This window comes from Rhizobium oryzihabitans, assembly GCF_010669145.1.
Taxonomy (GTDB): Bacteria; Pseudomonadota; Alphaproteobacteria; order Rhizobiales; family Rhizobiaceae; genus Agrobacterium; species Agrobacterium oryzihabitans.
This window is the reverse complement of the sequence record NZ_CP048634.1, coordinates 1-16,358: the sequence shown is the minus strand read 5'-3', so window position 1 is coordinate 16,358 and position 16,358 is coordinate 1. Positions and strand designations below refer to the sequence as shown.

The 16,358-nt window shown below is 56.7% G+C and carries 16 protein-coding genes and 4 pseudogenes; 14 read left to right on the top strand and 6 right to left on the bottom strand.

Annotated elements, in window-relative coordinates:
- A partial coding sequence (locus tag G3A56_RS16855; RefSeq protein ID WP_210255078.1) for a helix-turn-helix domain-containing protein occupies positions 1-860 on the top strand: 860 nt, incomplete at its 5' end.
- Positions 861-981: 121 nt separating this feature from the next.
- On the opposite strand, the gene G3A56_RS16850 is transcribed toward G3A56_RS16855, so the two are convergent.
- Positions 982-1,146: a hypothetical protein gene (locus G3A56_RS16850; protein ID WP_164056736.1), complete on the bottom strand. Its 165-nt coding sequence runs from the start codon at positions 1,144-1,146 to the stop codon at positions 982-984.
- Positions 1,147-1,234: 88 nt separating this feature from the next.
- Between G3A56_RS16850 and G3A56_RS16845 the strand changes: the two genes are divergently transcribed.
- The 8 genes from G3A56_RS16845 to G3A56_RS16810 are packed head-to-tail and all read left to right on the top strand — an operon-like array spanning position 1,235 to position 7,533.
- Positions 1,235-1,882 (top strand): hypothetical protein, encoded by a 648-nt coding sequence (locus G3A56_RS16845; protein ID WP_130519752.1) that lies wholly within the window; start codon positions 1,235-1,237, stop codon positions 1,880-1,882.
- Positions 1,883-1,894: 12 nt separating this feature from the next.
- Entirely contained in the window at positions 1,895-2,650 is a 756-nt protein-coding gene (locus tag G3A56_RS16840) for a hypothetical protein (RefSeq protein WP_130519750.1), read from the top strand.
- Complete coding sequence (locus tag G3A56_RS16835) at positions 2,647-3,660, top strand: hypothetical protein (protein WP_130519748.1); 1,014 nt, start codon at positions 2,647-2,649, stop codon at positions 3,658-3,660. Before G3A56_RS16840 ends, G3A56_RS16835 begins: the two co-directional genes overlap by 4 nt.
- 10 nt (positions 3,661-3,670) lie before the next feature.
- A complete protein-coding gene (locus G3A56_RS16830; RefSeq protein ID WP_130519745.1) occupies positions 3,671-4,672 on the top strand; it encodes a hypothetical protein in 1,002 nt (333 codons plus the stop codon).
- Entirely contained in the window at positions 4,669-5,094 is a 426-nt protein-coding gene (locus G3A56_RS16825; protein ID WP_130519743.1) for a hypothetical protein, read from the top strand. The genes G3A56_RS16830 and G3A56_RS16825 overlap by 4 nt, the downstream gene beginning before the upstream one ends.
- Positions 5,084-5,767: a hypothetical protein gene (locus tag G3A56_RS16820; RefSeq protein WP_130519741.1), complete on the top strand. Its 684-nt coding sequence runs from the start codon at positions 5,084-5,086 to the stop codon at positions 5,765-5,767. The genes G3A56_RS16825 and G3A56_RS16820 overlap by 11 nt, the downstream gene beginning before the upstream one ends.
- Positions 5,768-5,773: 6 nt before the next feature.
- Positions 5,774-6,736, top strand: a complete 963-nt coding sequence (locus G3A56_RS16815) for a hypothetical protein (RefSeq protein ID WP_164056734.1) — start codon at positions 5,774-5,776, stop codon at positions 6,734-6,736.
- Between the two features lie 44 nt (positions 6,737-6,780).
- Positions 6,781-7,533 carry an IS6 family transposase gene (locus G3A56_RS16810; protein WP_035228067.1) on the top strand — a complete coding sequence of 251 codons (753 nt, stop codon included), beginning with the start codon at positions 6,781-6,783 and terminating at the stop codon, positions 7,531-7,533.
- A gap of 55 nt (positions 7,534-7,588) precedes the next feature.
- On the opposite strand, the pseudogene G3A56_RS16805 reads toward G3A56_RS16810, so the two are convergent.
- Positions 7,589-8,541: pseudogene (locus tag G3A56_RS16805) on the bottom strand (DUF1403 family protein).
- Positions 8,542-8,665: 124 nt separating this feature from the next.
- Between G3A56_RS16805 and G3A56_RS16800 the strand changes: the two are divergent.
- From G3A56_RS16800 to G3A56_RS16780, 5 genes and pseudogenes are all read left to right on the top strand, one after another.
- Positions 8,666-9,798 (top strand): annotated as a pseudogene (locus G3A56_RS16800) (site-specific integrase).
- 93 nt (positions 9,799-9,891) lie between these two features.
- The gene (locus tag G3A56_RS16795) at positions 9,892-10,158 is read left to right on the top strand and encodes a type II toxin-antitoxin system Phd/YefM family antitoxin (RefSeq protein ID WP_164056725.1); all 267 of its coding nucleotides are present in this window, start codon (positions 9,892-9,894) and stop codon (positions 10,156-10,158) included.
- Positions 10,155-10,577, top strand: a complete 423-nt coding sequence (locus G3A56_RS16790) for a type II toxin-antitoxin system VapC family toxin (protein ID WP_164056733.1) — start codon at positions 10,155-10,157, stop codon at positions 10,575-10,577. Before G3A56_RS16795 ends, G3A56_RS16790 begins: the two co-directional genes overlap by 4 nt.
- Before the next feature lie 37 nt (positions 10,578-10,614).
- Positions 10,615-11,259 carry a DUF6904 family protein gene (locus tag G3A56_RS16785; protein ID WP_164056732.1) on the top strand — a complete coding sequence of 215 codons (645 nt, stop codon included), beginning with the start codon at positions 10,615-10,617 and terminating at the stop codon, positions 11,257-11,259.
- Between the two features lie 135 nt (positions 11,260-11,394).
- Positions 11,395-12,282 (top strand): annotated as a pseudogene (locus G3A56_RS16780) (site-specific integrase); the annotation flags it as partial.
- A 78-nt stretch (positions 12,283-12,360) separates the two neighbouring features.
- On the opposite strand, the gene G3A56_RS16775 reads toward G3A56_RS16780, so the two are convergent.
- The 4 genes and pseudogenes from G3A56_RS16775 to repC all read right to left on the bottom strand — a co-directional run bounded on the left by G3A56_RS16775 (position 12,361) and on the right by repC (position 15,857).
- Positions 12,361-12,828: a hypothetical protein gene (locus tag G3A56_RS16775; RefSeq protein WP_164056731.1), complete on the bottom strand. Its 468-nt coding sequence runs from the start codon at positions 12,826-12,828 to the stop codon at positions 12,361-12,363.
- 436 nt (positions 12,829-13,264) lie between these two features.
- The gene (locus tag G3A56_RS16770; RefSeq protein ID WP_246231377.1) at positions 13,265-14,230 is read right to left on the bottom strand and encodes an immunoglobulin domain-containing protein; all 966 of its coding nucleotides are present in this window, start codon (positions 14,228-14,230) and stop codon (positions 13,265-13,267) included.
- A 45-nt stretch (positions 14,231-14,275) separates the two neighbouring features.
- Entirely contained in the window at positions 14,276-14,452 is a 177-nt protein-coding gene (locus tag G3A56_RS28590; protein WP_210255077.1) for a hypothetical protein, read from the bottom strand.
- Positions 14,453-14,621: 169 nt separating this feature from the next.
- A pseudogene (gene repC / locus G3A56_RS29340) lies at positions 14,622-15,857 on the bottom strand (plasmid replication protein RepC).
- Positions 15,858-16,358: the final 501 nt, after the last annotated feature.

Here is a 16,358-nt window from a genome sequence, read left to right as displayed (position 1 = left end):
GTGCGCACGCTCGCGGGCTACTGGATGATGAGTTTGTGGAGTCTGTCTACGGCGCGGTGAATGAGCGTCGGGCGGAACTCTCGGCGGGCCGGAGAGCGCGACCGGTAAAATGGGGCACACCCTTGGCCATCCATTCGAGGCTTACCTTGGAGGAACGGCGTGCGCAGGCGAGAACTCGTAACATCAGTGCGGGTTGGTTCTCAGCGAAGCTCGAAAAGAGCGGGGCAAACGTAGCCGAGATCTATGCGAAGCTTCCTCGTGCCAGTTTTCGAGCGGTATTGCACACGATCTGCGAGCTTAGCGCCCTCGCGCGCGGGCGATGTGACGCTTCCATTGCGACAATAGCTAAAAAGGCGGGGTGCAGCCGATCATCAGTCGAGCAGGCTTTGGCTCATCTGAAATCGAGCGGTTTCATCGTGGTTGAGAGCGGGAAGACGTTGGGTGTAACGTCGATTATACGGCCCGCTCAGGCTTGCTTGATCAAGGTCGTGAACTGGTGCCGCGCTCGACTTGAGCGAATGCAAAAAAAGGACCGGTCTGACCGCCCGGTTTCCGCTGCAAGGGGTACACAAAATACTAGGCAGAAATCAGAATCTTATTTTTTAAATAAAAGATCGAAGACAACAGAGCCGCGCAGAGAAGGTGGGCGGGCCATTGGAGCCGTAGCATTTCCAGCAAGCGGATCGATTTATTTCAGCCATTGGCGTGATCTGGTTAGGGAGCATTCGACAGGCGTCACCCCTGATGCAGATATTGTGGCGAATGCCTTCCGAAAGTTCTGCTCCGAGAAAAATATCCCCCTTGATGCTCCGAAAATCGAAGAGCGGTTTATCAAAATCGTCCAAAGGTTCCGTATTTAGCGTTTTTCCTGCCGACAGGCCGTTCTTATTCAACTCTGCGGGATTGCTCTCAATGCGGCCTGCGGGGGGTTGGATATTGCCGCATTATGCAGTAAATCTTTTTTTGATTTCACAGTGAAATTCAGAGGTCGAGCGAGTGCCAGAGAACGCAAACCCCGATAGCGGAACTCAACTGGCGGTAAATCCGCTGAAAGGTGCCGTCCTCGTTGACCTGTACAAGCCGCTCGCGGTCGAGGATCGCACCGGCCAAGGTTTCGAGAAGACGGCGGCATATGGTGCCGATCATCTCGCGGCGGTTTTGTCCGTCAGAAATTTGAGAATTGCTTTGGCGGCTCTTGCCGCGTGGGAAAGAGGCTAACAGGAGAGAGACGGACATGCGTGCCACAACGAAGGCGACGTTTGCAGGGTTGGCAGTTTCGGCGGCGATTTTTGCGGCCTCACCGGCTTCCGCTCAAGGTGCGGGTGGATGCGGGATCACTCAAGCGGCCGATGCAGCGGTTCAGAGACAGATAGCGCTTCTCGATGCAGCGAAAGTGGATAGCTCCGAGTTTTTTAACGGGGCCAATAGCTGCCTTGGCTCAAACCTGCTCGATTCCCTCGATCTCTCGAACCTGATCCCCACAAGCTTCGATTTCTTGGGCGGGGCGGCGGATCAGTTGATCAATGGTTTGATCCAGAAAGCTCAGCAGCAAGTTTGCCAAGTGCTCAATGACCAACTGCAGAAGGTGGTGGGGAAGATCAACAACAATATGTACCAGTTCGATTCCGTCATGGGAGGACAGATGAATGAGCTGCTTGGCGGTTCAGGGAATAGCGTAACAGAGCTGAAGCTTCCGAGTATTCCTGGCATCGGAAAGTATGACTTCACGCTGGCGTCAATGAGCACCGGCAACGGCATCGACCAGCCGATCATGACCCCGCCTGCCGTGCAGGCTGGAAACAACACGGTGGGTAATGGAACGCAGCCCACCGGCAATACCGGAAACACGAGCAACCCGTTCGGAAATCTCTTCCAGCAGTAAAGGGGATATCCGATGCGAAAAGCAGCAACCGCACTGGTGATTGGCATCGCTTTCGCTGGCACGACGATGCCGGGCGCTGCCAATGCAACGATCATGGAATGGGCGACTAGTTTCGAGCGCTTCATGGCTGGCCTGAAAACGGTTGACCGGCAAGTCTCCAGCTCAGCATCCCAAACACAGCACGTGATCAAGAAATCGGAAGAGGCGGCGGTGAATGCGGAACTTGCGCAAGAGCAGGCGCTCCGTATGGCCGACATCAAAAACCGATATTCGTATGAAACTGGTCAAGGTGAGACATCCTGCGCTGTTGTGGATGCAAGGTCGGGTCTCTCAGGTGTCGATAATTCCGAAAAGAAGATGCTGACCGCTTTCCGGTCATCTGATCAGAAATACCTGAGCAGCGGCGGAAACGCGGCCGCGACAATCAAGAACTCGCTTCTTAAGAGGATCGGACATTACTGCACCGATCAGGAGCGTGCGGCCCTCGGCCCGACATACTGCCAATCGACCGTTCGAAGCGAGCGCAACGCCGGGGATTCGAATGCAGCGCCGTTTCTCGTGAATAGAAATTATGGCGGCGCTGAAGTCGTGACGGCTGCGGACTACATTGATGTCCTCGCCCCACTGCCGACGATCAAGCCTAATGCTGAAGTTGTAGGGGATCGTCTGGAATTGATGAATGCCCGTATGCGCGGCGCGGCGCTTTCAGCGTCCCGTTCGACAATGATGGGCGTGGCGGTGTCGGGTATGGGAGGCGATATGCAATGACCGTTATTTCGAAGAAAAAGGCGGCGTTTTATCTCGCTGCGATTACGATGGCGGGGATTTCGTCCCCTGCGTTTGCCGTGACATGTGCTGTTGAGGCGCATGTAATCCAGCGGACGCTACAGCTCGATACTGCTGTGACGACGCAGATCGTGAAATCGAAGACGTTGCTCATCACGGAAGAGATGCGCCAACGCCAGCTTCTGTTGGCAGCGCTGAAGGTCCTGACGAAACAGGAATCGGGATCGGGTCAGCAAACCTCTACCGTGGTAAAGAAATCTGCTGAAGCGGCAGCAAGCGCAAATGTTGCGCAGAGGCAGGCGTATCAAATTGCCGATGCGAAAGAGCGCTATGGCGTCACGGGCTATGACAGTTGCGGTTTGCAGACAAAGAGCCAGTCTTTCTATGCTGCAAACATGGCAATGGCCGGGAAAGCCGCGTCCTATCGTAATGGCACCTATTTCAAGCCGGGCCAATATGGGTCCCCGAAGGATTGGGCGTCATTGGCGCAAAGCGGCTCGAACTTTGATGCCGAAGCTATATTCAGCGGCAACAGCTCGGCGGCGGCAGAGTATATCAATTTCGTTGCCGGACCCCCGATTGAGAAGCAAGCCGGTGGCGGTGTGGCAGGCGATTTGCAGACCTTCGAAAAGAACAGGAACGATGTTCGTCGTTCGGTCGTGGTGAACGTTTTGTCGTCCATCGCTGCCGAAAATGAGCCGGGTGGCCCGAGAGAAAAGCTGGCCGAGCTGATGAAGCATTGGACAGGTGACGATGGTGGGGTGAAGTGGGCGCAGGCCAGCGCCGACAAGCCGCTGAGAGCCACGCTGCTCGACGCTGTTCGGATTGAAGCCGCAAACATCGCTCTGATGGCTTTTCAGGTCAAAGACAATGCGAGAACGGAACTGGCGCTGTCTTCCTATGCCCTGTCTCGGGTTAACCGAGCTGTGTTCAACGGCAACGAGGGCGTTGTCTCTGTAGGCGCTGGCCAGCGCCGCGCCGGTCTTCAATAGGAGCTGTCCGATGAAAAAGCATAAGCGTTTTGTTCTCGGTTCAGTTGTTCTCGGCGGTAGCATGCTGCTTGGCGCTAATTCGGCCGCTGCGGCATGGTGTGCGATTAGCACTGGATGGATTGCCACCCACGAGCAAGTCGAAAAGCATCTGATCCAAGAAACGCAGATTTTGGAAAATGATGTCGCCAAAGCTGGCTCCGAGACGCTGGAACAGGTCCTCGCAGCGCTCAAGGTGCTCAACCGGCAAACTTCCGGCGAAGGGCAAAGGTTGCAGCAGGCCACCAAGAAGAGCCAAGAGGCTTACGCAAATACCGTAACTGAGCAGATGCGGCGCGAGCGTTTGGTCGCGATCAAGGAAAACTACTCGTATGAGACAGGGCAAGGACCCAATGCATGCGCCCAAGTGGCGTTTTTGCAGAAGGTGACGGGCGCTATTGATGGCACCGGTAGCTCAACCTCGCGTGTTTACAAGCAGATCGACGTATCGCCGGGATCTGTTCCGAGTGTCGCGCAGCAGGCGGCTGACCGGCGAGATCCGCGCTCGACGGACGCCTCGTTGTTGCTCGATGTAAATGCCTCGGAAGAGGATAAGCGAAAAGTAATCCAGCAGCTCGCTGGTTTTGCGGTGGAGAAGCCCACGGGTAATGAGACAGGCACTGTTGGAGGTGAATTCTCGATGCTGCGTGCGCGCGAGGCAGAGGCTTGGCGCTCGCCTGCGCTAGTTTCGTTGGCTGCGGTCGCGGCGATGTCGAATAAGGCCAGCGGGGACGGAGATGGGGCGGGGAGCGTCCTTCAGGCCATGGATGCCTTGATAGACAACTATGGCGGTGGTCCCGCCTATCAAAAATGGACCAATGCTCTTCAGATGCAGTCAGAGCGTGGCCTGATGATCGAACTTAACCGCTTGCGGGCACTTTCGATGCGCCTCCGCACCTACCATTCGGAGTCAGAGGCTCGCAAGGCCGCGGTCGTTGCAGGAATGCTCGCAGCAGAGGCACAGGGATCGAATTGACAGGAAATAAGCCAGCCGAACGCGCAGATCACAACGATAGCCACGAGATAGCGACAGTAGACGTTGATGTGGCTGTCCCGGATAGCGACGGCTATTTCGATGATCAGGATTTCGAGGTCGGCGATGGCGACATCGAAATTACCTATGAGGTAGATGATCCCTCGCGCCCCTCGGCTGCACGGGACATCTACGTTTCAGAGCTGGCAACGGCGGCGAAGCACGAAGAGGCTCGACGCAAATCTGATGTGCAGCTCAATCCAGACAGGATGAAGGCGGCGATCAATGAGGCGTTAGGTCGGATCAGCCGAATGCCGAAGATGCTCTATGCCGCCAAGCAGATTCAGGAAGCCGTGGAGAGGCTGGCTGACGAGCGACTTGCATCGAGCGGATCGAAACATGCGGAGAGCGACTATGACGGTTGATGCGTATTCGAGTGTGGAAGATGACGACGATGCTCCGAGCGCTGCAATGATCGAGAAGCAGGCGAAAGATCAGGTCGGGTTCTCGGATGAGGATGAGATCGGGGAATTCGAGCGATCGGAGCGCGAAACGTCGTTCGAGCAGCCTTCTGTTGCCGCCACGCCGAAGCAAGAGGCTTCGCCGCAGGTGAAAAGGCTGTCAGTTGAGGAATCTACCTCACTGAACATCACCCTCAAGAATGCTGCATATGCAGCGGAAAAAGAGGCGTTCATCGATGGTGAGCCGGGCGGCATGCCAATCGGCGAGTATATTGCGCGAATTGGCTGTGACGCTATTCCTCCCGGCCGCAGCGTCCTTTGGTTCAAAGGTGATGGGCCGGATTCGGGACTCTGGCTTTTCGTTATAGCCCCGAAACCGAAGGGGGCAGTGCAGCCAGGTTATCGGGTCACTCTGGCCTTCGGCAAAGAAAAGGCCGGTGAGATTCAGATGGAGGCGTGTGCCTTGTTGCAGGCACAGGACAAGAACGGCGAGAAGCTGAAGTTCGATAAATGTTGCCTCGTCAAGCACGATGGAACGAAGTTTGCCCCGGCAGGCGTCATAAACGAGCAGGAATTGGTCGGGCGCGTTAGCGACATAGGATTTGGGATCAACCCGTTCAGCTTCGATGAAAGGTGAGGAGAGATGGACCAGAACGCGAAAAAGTGGTTCGATTTCGGCCCCGGCATCTCGCTTTCCTTGAGGCAGAGCGGGGGCCGCTATCTTCTCCGATTGGAGCTAGCGCATAAGCCTAGCCCTGCGGCTGTTGAGAAGGCATACGAAGGCAGATGGGCGATGATCCAGAGCGGTAACGATGGCCGCCCAGCGATCTATGAGCATATGAACGATGTGCGCTCGCTAAATGATGTCGTGACCCGGCTGGAAGCATTCTTTGACAAGGGGCGCATTATGGGGGCACTGAGCGTTACAGCACGGGCGCCAACGAACATTGCGCCTCCCGCTCGATCCTCCCGCGAGGTCACAGATGCGGTGCTGAACGCTTTTGCGGCCGACGCGCCGGTTCCCCTCTTGCAGCATATAAACCGTTCAATCCAGCATGCATATGCGGTGATGGGTGCAAGAGCCGCTGCCGCCAAGCAACTGCCATTTGAGGGGGACGCGTTCGGGGTTTATGACCGCTTAGTAGCCAAGGTTGGTCCTTTACGCGCGGCCGAGACATGGGGAACGGTTCTGCTAGCTGTCTCTACCGGTCGGCATGGATGGCAAGAGAAGCTCGATAGCCTGATGGAATGGGATGCGGGTGGGCGCGAGGCGCAGATCGCGGCCGACACGTCAATCAAGGCAATGGTGGAAGCCATTGCGCGCGAGGTTTCGGTTATCAATGCCACCGGTCTTGCGGAGGTTGATCTTGCCTCATCGCTGCGCGGGCGGCTCGTGGAGGCTGCGGGCGAACGGATTAGTTATCGTGCCTATGATGGAGCGAAATTCCAGCCGAAGGGTGCGCCCGATCTCGGCCCGAACACCTTTACCGTCCAACAGGGATTGTCGCTCGATCTTGCCACTGACGCCAAGGCACGTATTACTCAAGCGCTGTCGGCAGCGGCGAAAGGGGCGTGTCGCAAATTCTTTTGGTTAACTAGCTGTTGACCACAACGGTGGAAATTCAGCTCCCGATGTAGCGGAGCGTAGCCATGATTCTGAATGCCATTGCCGAAAAGCTGAAGCGCCAGTCGAAGGACGATTTCAAAGGGCGGCATTTCGAGGCATGGCTGATCGTGCAGGCAGTGACATGGTATCTACGGTATCCGCTCAGCTACAGAGATCTCGAGGAGATGTTCCGCGAGCGCGGCTTCGAGGTCGACCATAGTACAATCAACCGCTGGGTCCTCGCCTATGCACCTGTAATCGAGAAGCGCCTACGCCAGTTTCGCCGACCGCATTGTGGCTCAGTCAGGATTGACGAGACCTACGTCAAGATCCGGGGCAAGTGGCGATACCTGTACCGCGCCATCGACAAGCACGGAAACCCGGTCGACTTCTTGCTCACCGCGAAGCGCGATCTCGACGCCGCCAAGCGCTTCTTCCGTAAGATGCTCAAGGATGAGCCGCTACTATCGCCGGGTAAGATCGGTACAGATGGCGCTAACACGTTTCCTTCAACGATCAAAACAGCCATCGATGACGGGCTCCTGCATCCGAGCCCGGTACATTATGTCACGAAGCACCTCCAGCAAGGCATCGAGAGCGACCACTTCCGGGTCAAGAAGAACATGCCCAAGATCGGCTGCTTCCAGTCATTCAAAACGGCGCGCCGGACGATCGCTGGGTTCGAAGCGATGTTGTGGCTGCGCAAAGGCTTCGGCTTTTCCGGCGACTGGACAATCAACGACCAGAATGACCTGCTCGGGCGCCTCTTCGGACTTCAAAAGGTTAACAAAGCGTGAAAATGCCACCGTTCGCGGGGTAGTCTCAGCCTACTGCAAGGTTTGCGACAAGCCCTCATAACCCATAAATTCGAAAGGAAGAGCGGCCGGACAGTTCCCGCACCGCTTCGAAACTCTCCAGCCGCTCAAACAGTCGAGTGGCTGCCCAGCGTGACAGATTGCACCCCGGCGCCGAGGCCGGAACCGCGTCTTCATTGAGGAGCTTTTGGATAACCGTATCGCCCCCTTGGTCCTCACCTTTGGCACTGCTGCCATTAACCGAGCGGCACGGCGATCAATGTCGGCGGCAGATTGAAGCGCCGCCTCGACACTGCTGACCAGCGCCAGACAAATTGCTTTCGGATAAGCTGGCTCACCTGGCCGCACTCGACCTCTTCCGCCGATCGTGCGGAATGCAGACCCGAACCGTACAGGTAGCAGAAGCGGCACGGGTCGCGCCCATCTCAGCTTCTGGGCCAGTACGATGTCTGCCAAAGCCAGAGCCAGGACCTCCGCGTCCGGACGAAGCGCCATGATCGCGGATACCAGATCAGCAATCGCAATGGGGGCCGCGCGCCCGGACTGGATTGCCACATCGGCGAGATCCGCGATCGAGGAGAGCTCCGTGTCCCATCGGATAGACAGAAGCTCGACCAATTCCCTTACAAACGCAGTACCGGGCATCGCTGTTCGACGTGCCAGCATTCGTGTGGCTAAAAACAGCTTTCCGGCCGGTCCCGGGTCTCCATTCGCGGGAGTCAGCAAAACGGCGTCGCGCAGCGCATTCTCTTCTTCATTCCTATCGAGCATGCGGGCCGCGACAGCGGCTGATTTCAGGGCTAGGCGGTCGCGCCAGCAGCCGAGCCAAGGAGGATCGGCGCGGATCACATCATCGAGGGATTTCAAGCCGATACCGGCGGCGAAGGCGGCATCAATTTCGTCGATGTCACGGCCATATGCCAACGTCCAGCCCGGCATGTTCGCCGACCATGTCACTGATGGAATTTGCACTTTGGTGATCGAGTTCATGCTTCGCAGTATAGATCAGATGCGCAGTTTAGGCTATATATATCGATCCAAACCGCACGACATGTCAGGAATATAAAATGTCCGATAATCTTGCATTATCGGACATTATGTTCATTATAGAGAAATGGCCCAAATCATCGAGCAAAACACCAAAAATCACGTCGAGGAGACCTCAGCGCCGTCTCTCAGCACGGCGACCGGGCATGATGTTTCCGTGCCGGAGGTGTCGGGCGACAGCGCCCTCCCCTCCCCTGCTGATCAGGATCAGACGCCAGCGCATCTTGCCAGCCTCGCCGATCGCGCCCGGGGTTATGTCGAGGCGGCCAGTTCCGCCAACACGCGCAAGGCTTACGCGGCCGACTGGAAGCATTTTTCGGCGTGGTGCCGGCGCTCCAACCTGGCCCCTCTGCCACCGCATCCACAAACCGTCGGACTTTACATCACAGCCTGCGCTTCCGGCACGGCTGAACGGGGTGCAAAAGCGAACTCAGTCTCGACCATCGAACGCCGCCTCTCCTCGCTCTCCTGGAACTATGCCCAGCGCGGCCTCTCACTCGATCGCAAGGACCGGCATATCGCCACCGTGATGGCCGGCATACGCAACAGCCACGCCAAGCCACCGGTCCAGAAGGAAGCGGTGATGGCTGAAGACATCATCGCCATGGTCGAGACGCTTGATCGCGGGTCTCTACGTGGCCTGCGGGATCGGGCCATGTTGCTCATAGGCTTTGCGGGAGGTCTTCGGCGCTCCGAGATCGTCGGCCTCGACCTGAAGGCCGACCAAACTGAGGACGGTCGCGGTTGGATCGAGATCCTCGACAAGGGCATGCTTATTACCCTGCGCGGTAAAACCGGATGGCGAGAGGTCGAGGTCGGTCGCGGCTCGGCAGATGCGACCTGTCCGGTCGCCGCAGTCGAGACCTGGATCAAGTTCGCCAAGCTGGCTCACGGCCCCTCTTCCGTCGCGTGACGGGACAAGGCAAAGCTGTCGGGTCGGTGCGGCTGAACGACAAGGAGGTCGCTCGCCTCGTGAAACGGACTGCCATGGCCGCAGGCGTTCGCGGTGACCTTAGCGAGATCGAGCGTGCGTTTAAGTTTTCCGGTCACTCCCTTCGTGCTGGCCTCGCTTCTTCTGCCGAAGTCGACGAACGCTACGTCCAGAAACAGCTGGGCCATGTTTCCGCTGAGATGACCCGTAGATACCAACGTCGACGCGACCGCTTTCGAGTAAATCTGACCAAGGCGTCAGGGCTTTAATGGCCCCCTCCCCTACATCGTCCGACCACGCGCTTGCAGAGACACCTCTCATGCATTATAGTCACTATAGTCATTTTGGTTATAGGTGAGACGATGCAAGCATCAACACACGATGATATGAGCTGGACGGTCGCTGGCGCGAAGGCAAAGCTTTCGGAAGTCATGGAGCGAGCGCAGTTGGCACCCCAGACGATTACCCGCAATGGAAAGCCGAGCGTGGTGGTCGTTTCTGCAGAAGAGTGGCAGAAGAAGACTGCGCGCAGGGGATCACTCGCGGAGTTTCTGTTGGCATCACCTCTGCGTGGTGCCGATCTGGATATTGAGCGGCAACACGATGAGCCACGTGACTTGTCGCTATGAGACTGCTCCTAGATACGAATGTTCTTTCAGAAGTTACGAAACCTCGCCCCAATGAAGACGTTTTGAAGTGGCTCCACGGTCTGGACGAGGACCGCACGTTTATCAGCATCGTGTCGATTGCCGAAATCCGCCGCGGCGTGGCGTTGATGGATAGCGGGCGAAAGCGCGATGCCCTGGACGAATGGCTCGCGCATGATCTGCCTCAACGCTTCGAAAGCAGGATTTTGCCGGTGGAAGGGCCTGTCGCCTTGGCCTGGGGCGATCTCATGGCACTTGCCAAGCGAAGTGGTCGGGGACTCGCATCAATGGACGGTCTGATTGCCGCTACGGCCGTCGCCTATCAGCTGACGCTTGCGACGCGCAACACCAAGGATTTCGAAGGCTTTGGAATAGACATCATCGACCCATGGGTGGACTGATCGGGTTCTTGTTTGTCGATTGAAAGGATTGGTCCCGGTGCTCTCCCACAGCTTGCTCAAAAATCACGCCGGGATCCTGCTCGTCGGGGACTACACGTCCCTGACCTGGCTGCATGAAGTCGTCCATGACGTGAATGAGCGCTCGCCGATTGTGAAAGACAAGGAAGGCTCGTTCCTTGGGTTGGCCTACGATGTGCGCAAAGCATATGAGCGGCAGCGCGAGGTTATTCAGCCGCCAAAACATATTGAAGAAATCGGCGTCCGATATGGTGTCCAGATCCTTTGGCCCGTCCTTATGTTGCAGCAAAGGCTGCTGAGGCAATCTCTCGCGTTCCTCAATCATACTGCCAAGACCCAAACCATAGCCTACGCATTGGAGGCCGTCATCGAAGATGCGTTGCGCGAGGATTTTGGTGCGCAGGCGGGGCATATCATCGATCTCTGGCAGCGCCTTGATCCGGCACAGCCTGAAGTGTTCGAAATGATCGACAGTCGAGGGGCAATCTTTTCCTCATGGACGAAAGCGCAACGGAAGGCTGGCTTTGCGCAGCTCCTTTCGAGTTTCGATCCGATGTATGACCGCCTCTACGATATCCGATTGAAGAACGGCGAAAAGAACCTGATCTCTCCAGGAGAATTCGCTGCGTGGGAAAATGCGGAATGGCCGGATCCTCGTTGGTAAATCACGGGCGCATCACTAGTGATATCAACCGGATAGACGCCCCTTCCCTGCTCTTTGTTGAAACCGCAAGCTCAAAACTGAAGGCAGAGTTTTTCGTTTAGCGCTTCAATTGAAATCGGGAGCTAAAAGCCACAGCTGCTGCTCAAATTCGTCGCGCAGCATTTGTGGGATCCGCAAAAGCGGGCCAGCGATCCCGATCATGGCATGCCCGCCGATGTCGACGAGAATTTACGGAGCCAGGGATTTCTCAAATCGACCGGACCGCATGCGCCGTCGACGGTGCGCCGGCGGCTGGCGAACTGGTCGACCCTGACAAAATGGCGCGGCCTCGACGGTGCCTTCGCCTCCCCTCCCCTGAAATCAGCGATCCGGCTGGCCGTGCGTGCCGTGCCGCGGAAACGAAGCCGCAAAAGTGCCAAGGCTGTCACAGGGGATGTCCTGGCAAAGCTCCTAGCGACCTGCGCCACCGAAAACCTGCGGGATCTGCGCGACCGCGCCATCCTGATGGTTGCGTTTGCTTCCGGCGGCCGCCGGCGCAGCGAGATCGCAGGGCTGCGGGTCGAGCAGCTGACCGAGGAGGCTCCGATCGAAGTTCCGGGTGGCCCTCCCCTCCCCTCTCTCGGGATCCATCTCGGCCGGACGAAAACGACGAGCGGCGAGCAGGACGATGTCGTCTATCTGACGGGGCGGCCGGTCGAGGCGCTCCAAGCGTGGATGACCGACGCAAAGATCGAGAGCGGGAGCGTGTTTCGAAGGATCGGGCGCTGGGGCACTGTCTCGCGCCGCGAGCTCGATCCGCAGTCGATCAATCTGATCGTCAAGCAGCGAGCGGCGATGGCCGGGTTGGAGCCTGGGGAGTTTTCAGCGCACGGCTTACGATCAGGTTATCTCACCGAAGCTGCCAATCGCGGCGTTCCCCTCCCCGAGGCCATGGAGCAGTCGCGTCATAGATCAGTTCAACAGGCTTCGAACTACTATAACAGCGCCGCCCGACGAAGTGGCCGCGCCGCTCGCCTTCTTTGAAGACCACCGTCAATCCTCAGCAGTCATTGAGGAAAGAGCTTCGCGGACGCCGAAACTCTCCGGTGCGCGAGTGCCGGCTTAACCGGGCAACACGCGGTCAATGTAATGATGGCCGGCGGGGTCACGTCTAGTGCCGTGGGCCTGCCCGTACTTGGACCGTCCGGAATAAATTTCGCTACCGTCCACGATGATGCGGATATGATTGTCAGTGTTCACTCTGAGCAGCGGTGAATAGCCTTGCACCCGCTCCGGGAGCTGGACAGATCCGTCGGCCAGGCGCTCCCCCTTTCCCTCGAACGTGCTGAAGGGCTCGCCCTCGTTATACGCCGCTCTCTCGTCATAAAACATGATCGCTACAGAGGCCCTCGGTCCGGGGCCTAGGGAAAAAGCACGCGGGAGGGTCTTGAAGGCATGCAAGCCATGTCGGAAATGAATCTCGTCGTCGAGCAGCACGAAGCCTTGCCGCAGCCAGAATGGCTCAGCGGTATGCGGCGCGATCTCGATTTCCAGAATGCAGTATCCGTCTTCGGTAGCACGACGGAGCATATAATCCGAGAGCAGTATCCCAAGGCCCCGCCCCGATGCTGGGGATGGATCTCCAGGATGTCCGTACCGAACAAAAAGCCGACGGCCTTACCGTCCTCGACGAGAACGTTGAGGGGCGTGCTTCCGTCATGCCAGTTTCTTTTCACGAGATCCCAGTTGCATCTGAAGCCACGCGTTGGCTTAGGTCCATCAAATGGCGCTTGGTCCCAAGCCACTACCGCGCTCTCGTAGACAGCCTCTTCGGCATCAAGCCAGACCTCGATCTCATCGACCAAATCTACAGAAGCGGGGAGGATCGCATACTTCATACTAGAATGTCTTTCTCAGGTTCGATCCATCGGTCGATGTGTGTGTCGTGCAGCGAAGTGACCAGTATCAGCCACTCGGTTTGGCGCGGCCGCGGTCGGCGATTCCGGCATAGCGCGAACCGAACAAATCAATAGTTCACGATGAGCCCGTCGAGCACCCCAGCTGCGTCTTTTCCAGTCACGGCGAGGAAGTTTTCCGCTGAAAGATCACCGCTCCCAAATCGCAGTCGGACTAGCGAAACGATGTCGTTATGGTACCGCGCAAGCCAGAGATACTTCCTTCTGATGGCTGCTCTATGGGAGGCGGTAAGGTTTTGCCGAATAATATTCGCGTGCCTCTCTAAAAGCGCAAGGTAGTCTTCGAACACTTCGAACTCGCTCTCGCTTGCACCAAGATAATCGATGAAGAGTGTCCCATCTTCTCCTGTGCGCAGCAGGCCGTTCACATACCCCGACTCTTCCTCCAAATCATGATCCTCGTGACGCAGACGAGCGTCAGAGAGAAATTGCTCGTAAGCTTCGTCGTCAACAACGATCCGCGGATATATCGCCTCTCCACTCTCGATCTCATAGGCGCGCACCATTGCCGGGCCAAATACGGGTCCACTGCCGTTTAGGCCAACATGAACATCTCCGATCGCCAACCCAGCGCGGATGAGCACCCCATGATTTATGCACTGCACCTGAATGTGAAGCAGACCAAGGAGTTCTTGAAAAAACGCCCCGTCAGAATGCTGCGTGTCGAAAACTCGAATGCGCACAACAGCGTCGGAAATTGACTCAGCAAATGCGCGGCTGGAGAGCCGTACTTCCTTCATGCGGCGAAATTGCTCAACCTCGGGTGTCGTGAATTCTCGCAACGAGAGGATGATATCGTGAATCTCACTAGCCGGTCGACTGCCAAGCATTGCGCGAAAACCGAGAATATCGATGAATGTCACGATACCAGGCTCATAGCCGGCAGCGTCGGCGCGGGATTTCGCCACCTCACGCTCCCTTTTCGCGCGTCTACGTCGACCCTGCCTCACGGCCTTCTCGATTGCCGTCTCGATTGTTTCGGCCGTTTGAGCCCACTTGTCATCATCCATGGTCATTTTTGGCTCCTAGATCCGGAGTGTTTGGGAATCGGCAGTTCAACTTCAGGAAACTTCTTCCGGAAGCGAGGACCATTCAACATCGGCAAGAGAACTTCCAATCGGAGCCTGAGTGTTGTCAGGAAGGTGCTCAATCTCCAATGCCATGTCTCGGACGCGTGCGATGCGATCAGCCAGATTTGGAAAATATTCCAACTGGATATCCATAGTTTCCCGGATCAAGGTCCCACTCCGTTCAAATCGCATCATCGTGTTGCGAGGCAGGCGCTGAAATGATCCGCAAAAAAGGGCACTCACCCTCTATATCCCACTGTTTTTACTTCGCAAAGCGCCAAAAAAAACGGCTGACAAGACCGGATATACGGCCAGTTCTCGACTCGTAAGAGCGATGTCAGCCTACCAATCTAGCGTTCCCAGAGTTGGCCTTCAGCAAGGCCATCAGCATTGGCCCAAGCGAAAACTCGCCACGCTCTGATCGCTTAGTCAGATCGCGCAGATAGCCGCCAGGGAGTTGATCAGATTAAAACGCTCCAGGATGCACGCAACCGCAATAGCAGCATTCTCGGGCCCATAATGCCACAAGCCTCCTCGTAGGCTGATGGGCTTACGCCAAGTGTTGACCGAACGACCGCCGCCGCCGTCATGAGATCGCGCCAATGCGAGATCCACCTGCCGGGGCGTAGTCGATAATCTGTGGCAGGCTCGAAGGACCATCCCAACGGGAATGACTTGGTCCGCTCAATACCAGGACTCGTCTTTTCGCGCGCCACTCTCGGTGCAATCGGCTTTTCCGCCAAGTTATCGCCCTGCTCTTCTCCGGAGCTAGGATCAAATTCATTTATAGATTCGGTATTTGAATTCTGTATGTGCCGTGCATTTTGACCGGCATTGCCGTGCATTTTGTCGGTTTTTACCTGCACATCCAGCAGGTTAATAACTTCGTCGCGTAAAATCAGCATTTCATCAAGTGTCGCTTCCACCTGGGCGCGGATGGGTTGCGTGGCAAGCGGCCAATTACCCCTATAAAGATCTCCTCCACCTTGCCCAGTCTCCCGGTGCTGCTTCCTCTACAGCTGCCGTGATCAGCTTGCGGACATCGCGACGGCAGATTGTAAGTGCTTCCTTGGCCCGACGGAAACGCAGCCGTTCGGCAGCGACATCTTGAGCGAGCTCGGCAAGCTCAGCGGCCCGCGTGAGCAGAGCGCTCAAATCGAACCCATACGCCTGCTCTATCTCACCGGCTCGTTACGATGTGCGTACCTCTTACCGTTTGGGCTGTCGCGGCGCTGGATGAGGCCAGCGTCAACCAGGCATCCAAGCTGCCGGCGGAGTGTGCTTTCCGTAATGCCGTGTGCGCGAACAGAAAGCTGTGCGTTCGACGGGAATACCACAAGCCATTTTCACTCTCCAGATGGGAGTGAGGATAGAACGTTAGCAATGCATCGAGAACAGCGAGCGCTCGGTCTTGAAGACCAAACCGTTCTCGCGCTTCGCAAACATCCCTGAAGACTTTCCATTTGTCGACACGTGTGCCTGGGTTCGGTTCGGCCGCTCCGAGTTGACCTTTTACCAAGGCAAGCGTCATCGGTCGCCGCCCAAAGGGCGTCGTTACACATCCCGTCTGCATTTTCTCTCACCTTTCAAAAGGCAAAAGAAATCCACTCACCAAAACGGCGCCAAGACTCTTGACTGTGATTCCGGGAAATGCGATTCTCGATCCTGCTAGAGATGACGAGAGAGGCTTCCGCGGTTACCGATTGGGGCCTTTTTCTTTTGCTGGTTCAGTCTCCGTTGATCTTCGATTTCGACCCTTTGTACTCATCGTACAAACGATCCATGTGGGTAGATAACCAGTCACCGAAGGGCTTCGCTTCCACGTCCGAAAGCTCGATAGCAACCTTCTTTGATCTGGCACTCATCGCGAAACGCAATGAATTGTCGCTTGATGCCCAACCTTGTTGGCCCGATTAGCCTTCGGTATTTTCGCAGCTGACTTGACCTTGTAGCGCTTCAGTAATCGTGAAGTTCATCAAAACGCCGGCTCTCATCCAGCTCGGAAAACTCTGTCGTTCCAGCATGCTCTACAGCGACCTTCGATAGAGCAGGTGAGAAGCAGCTGGCGGAGGCT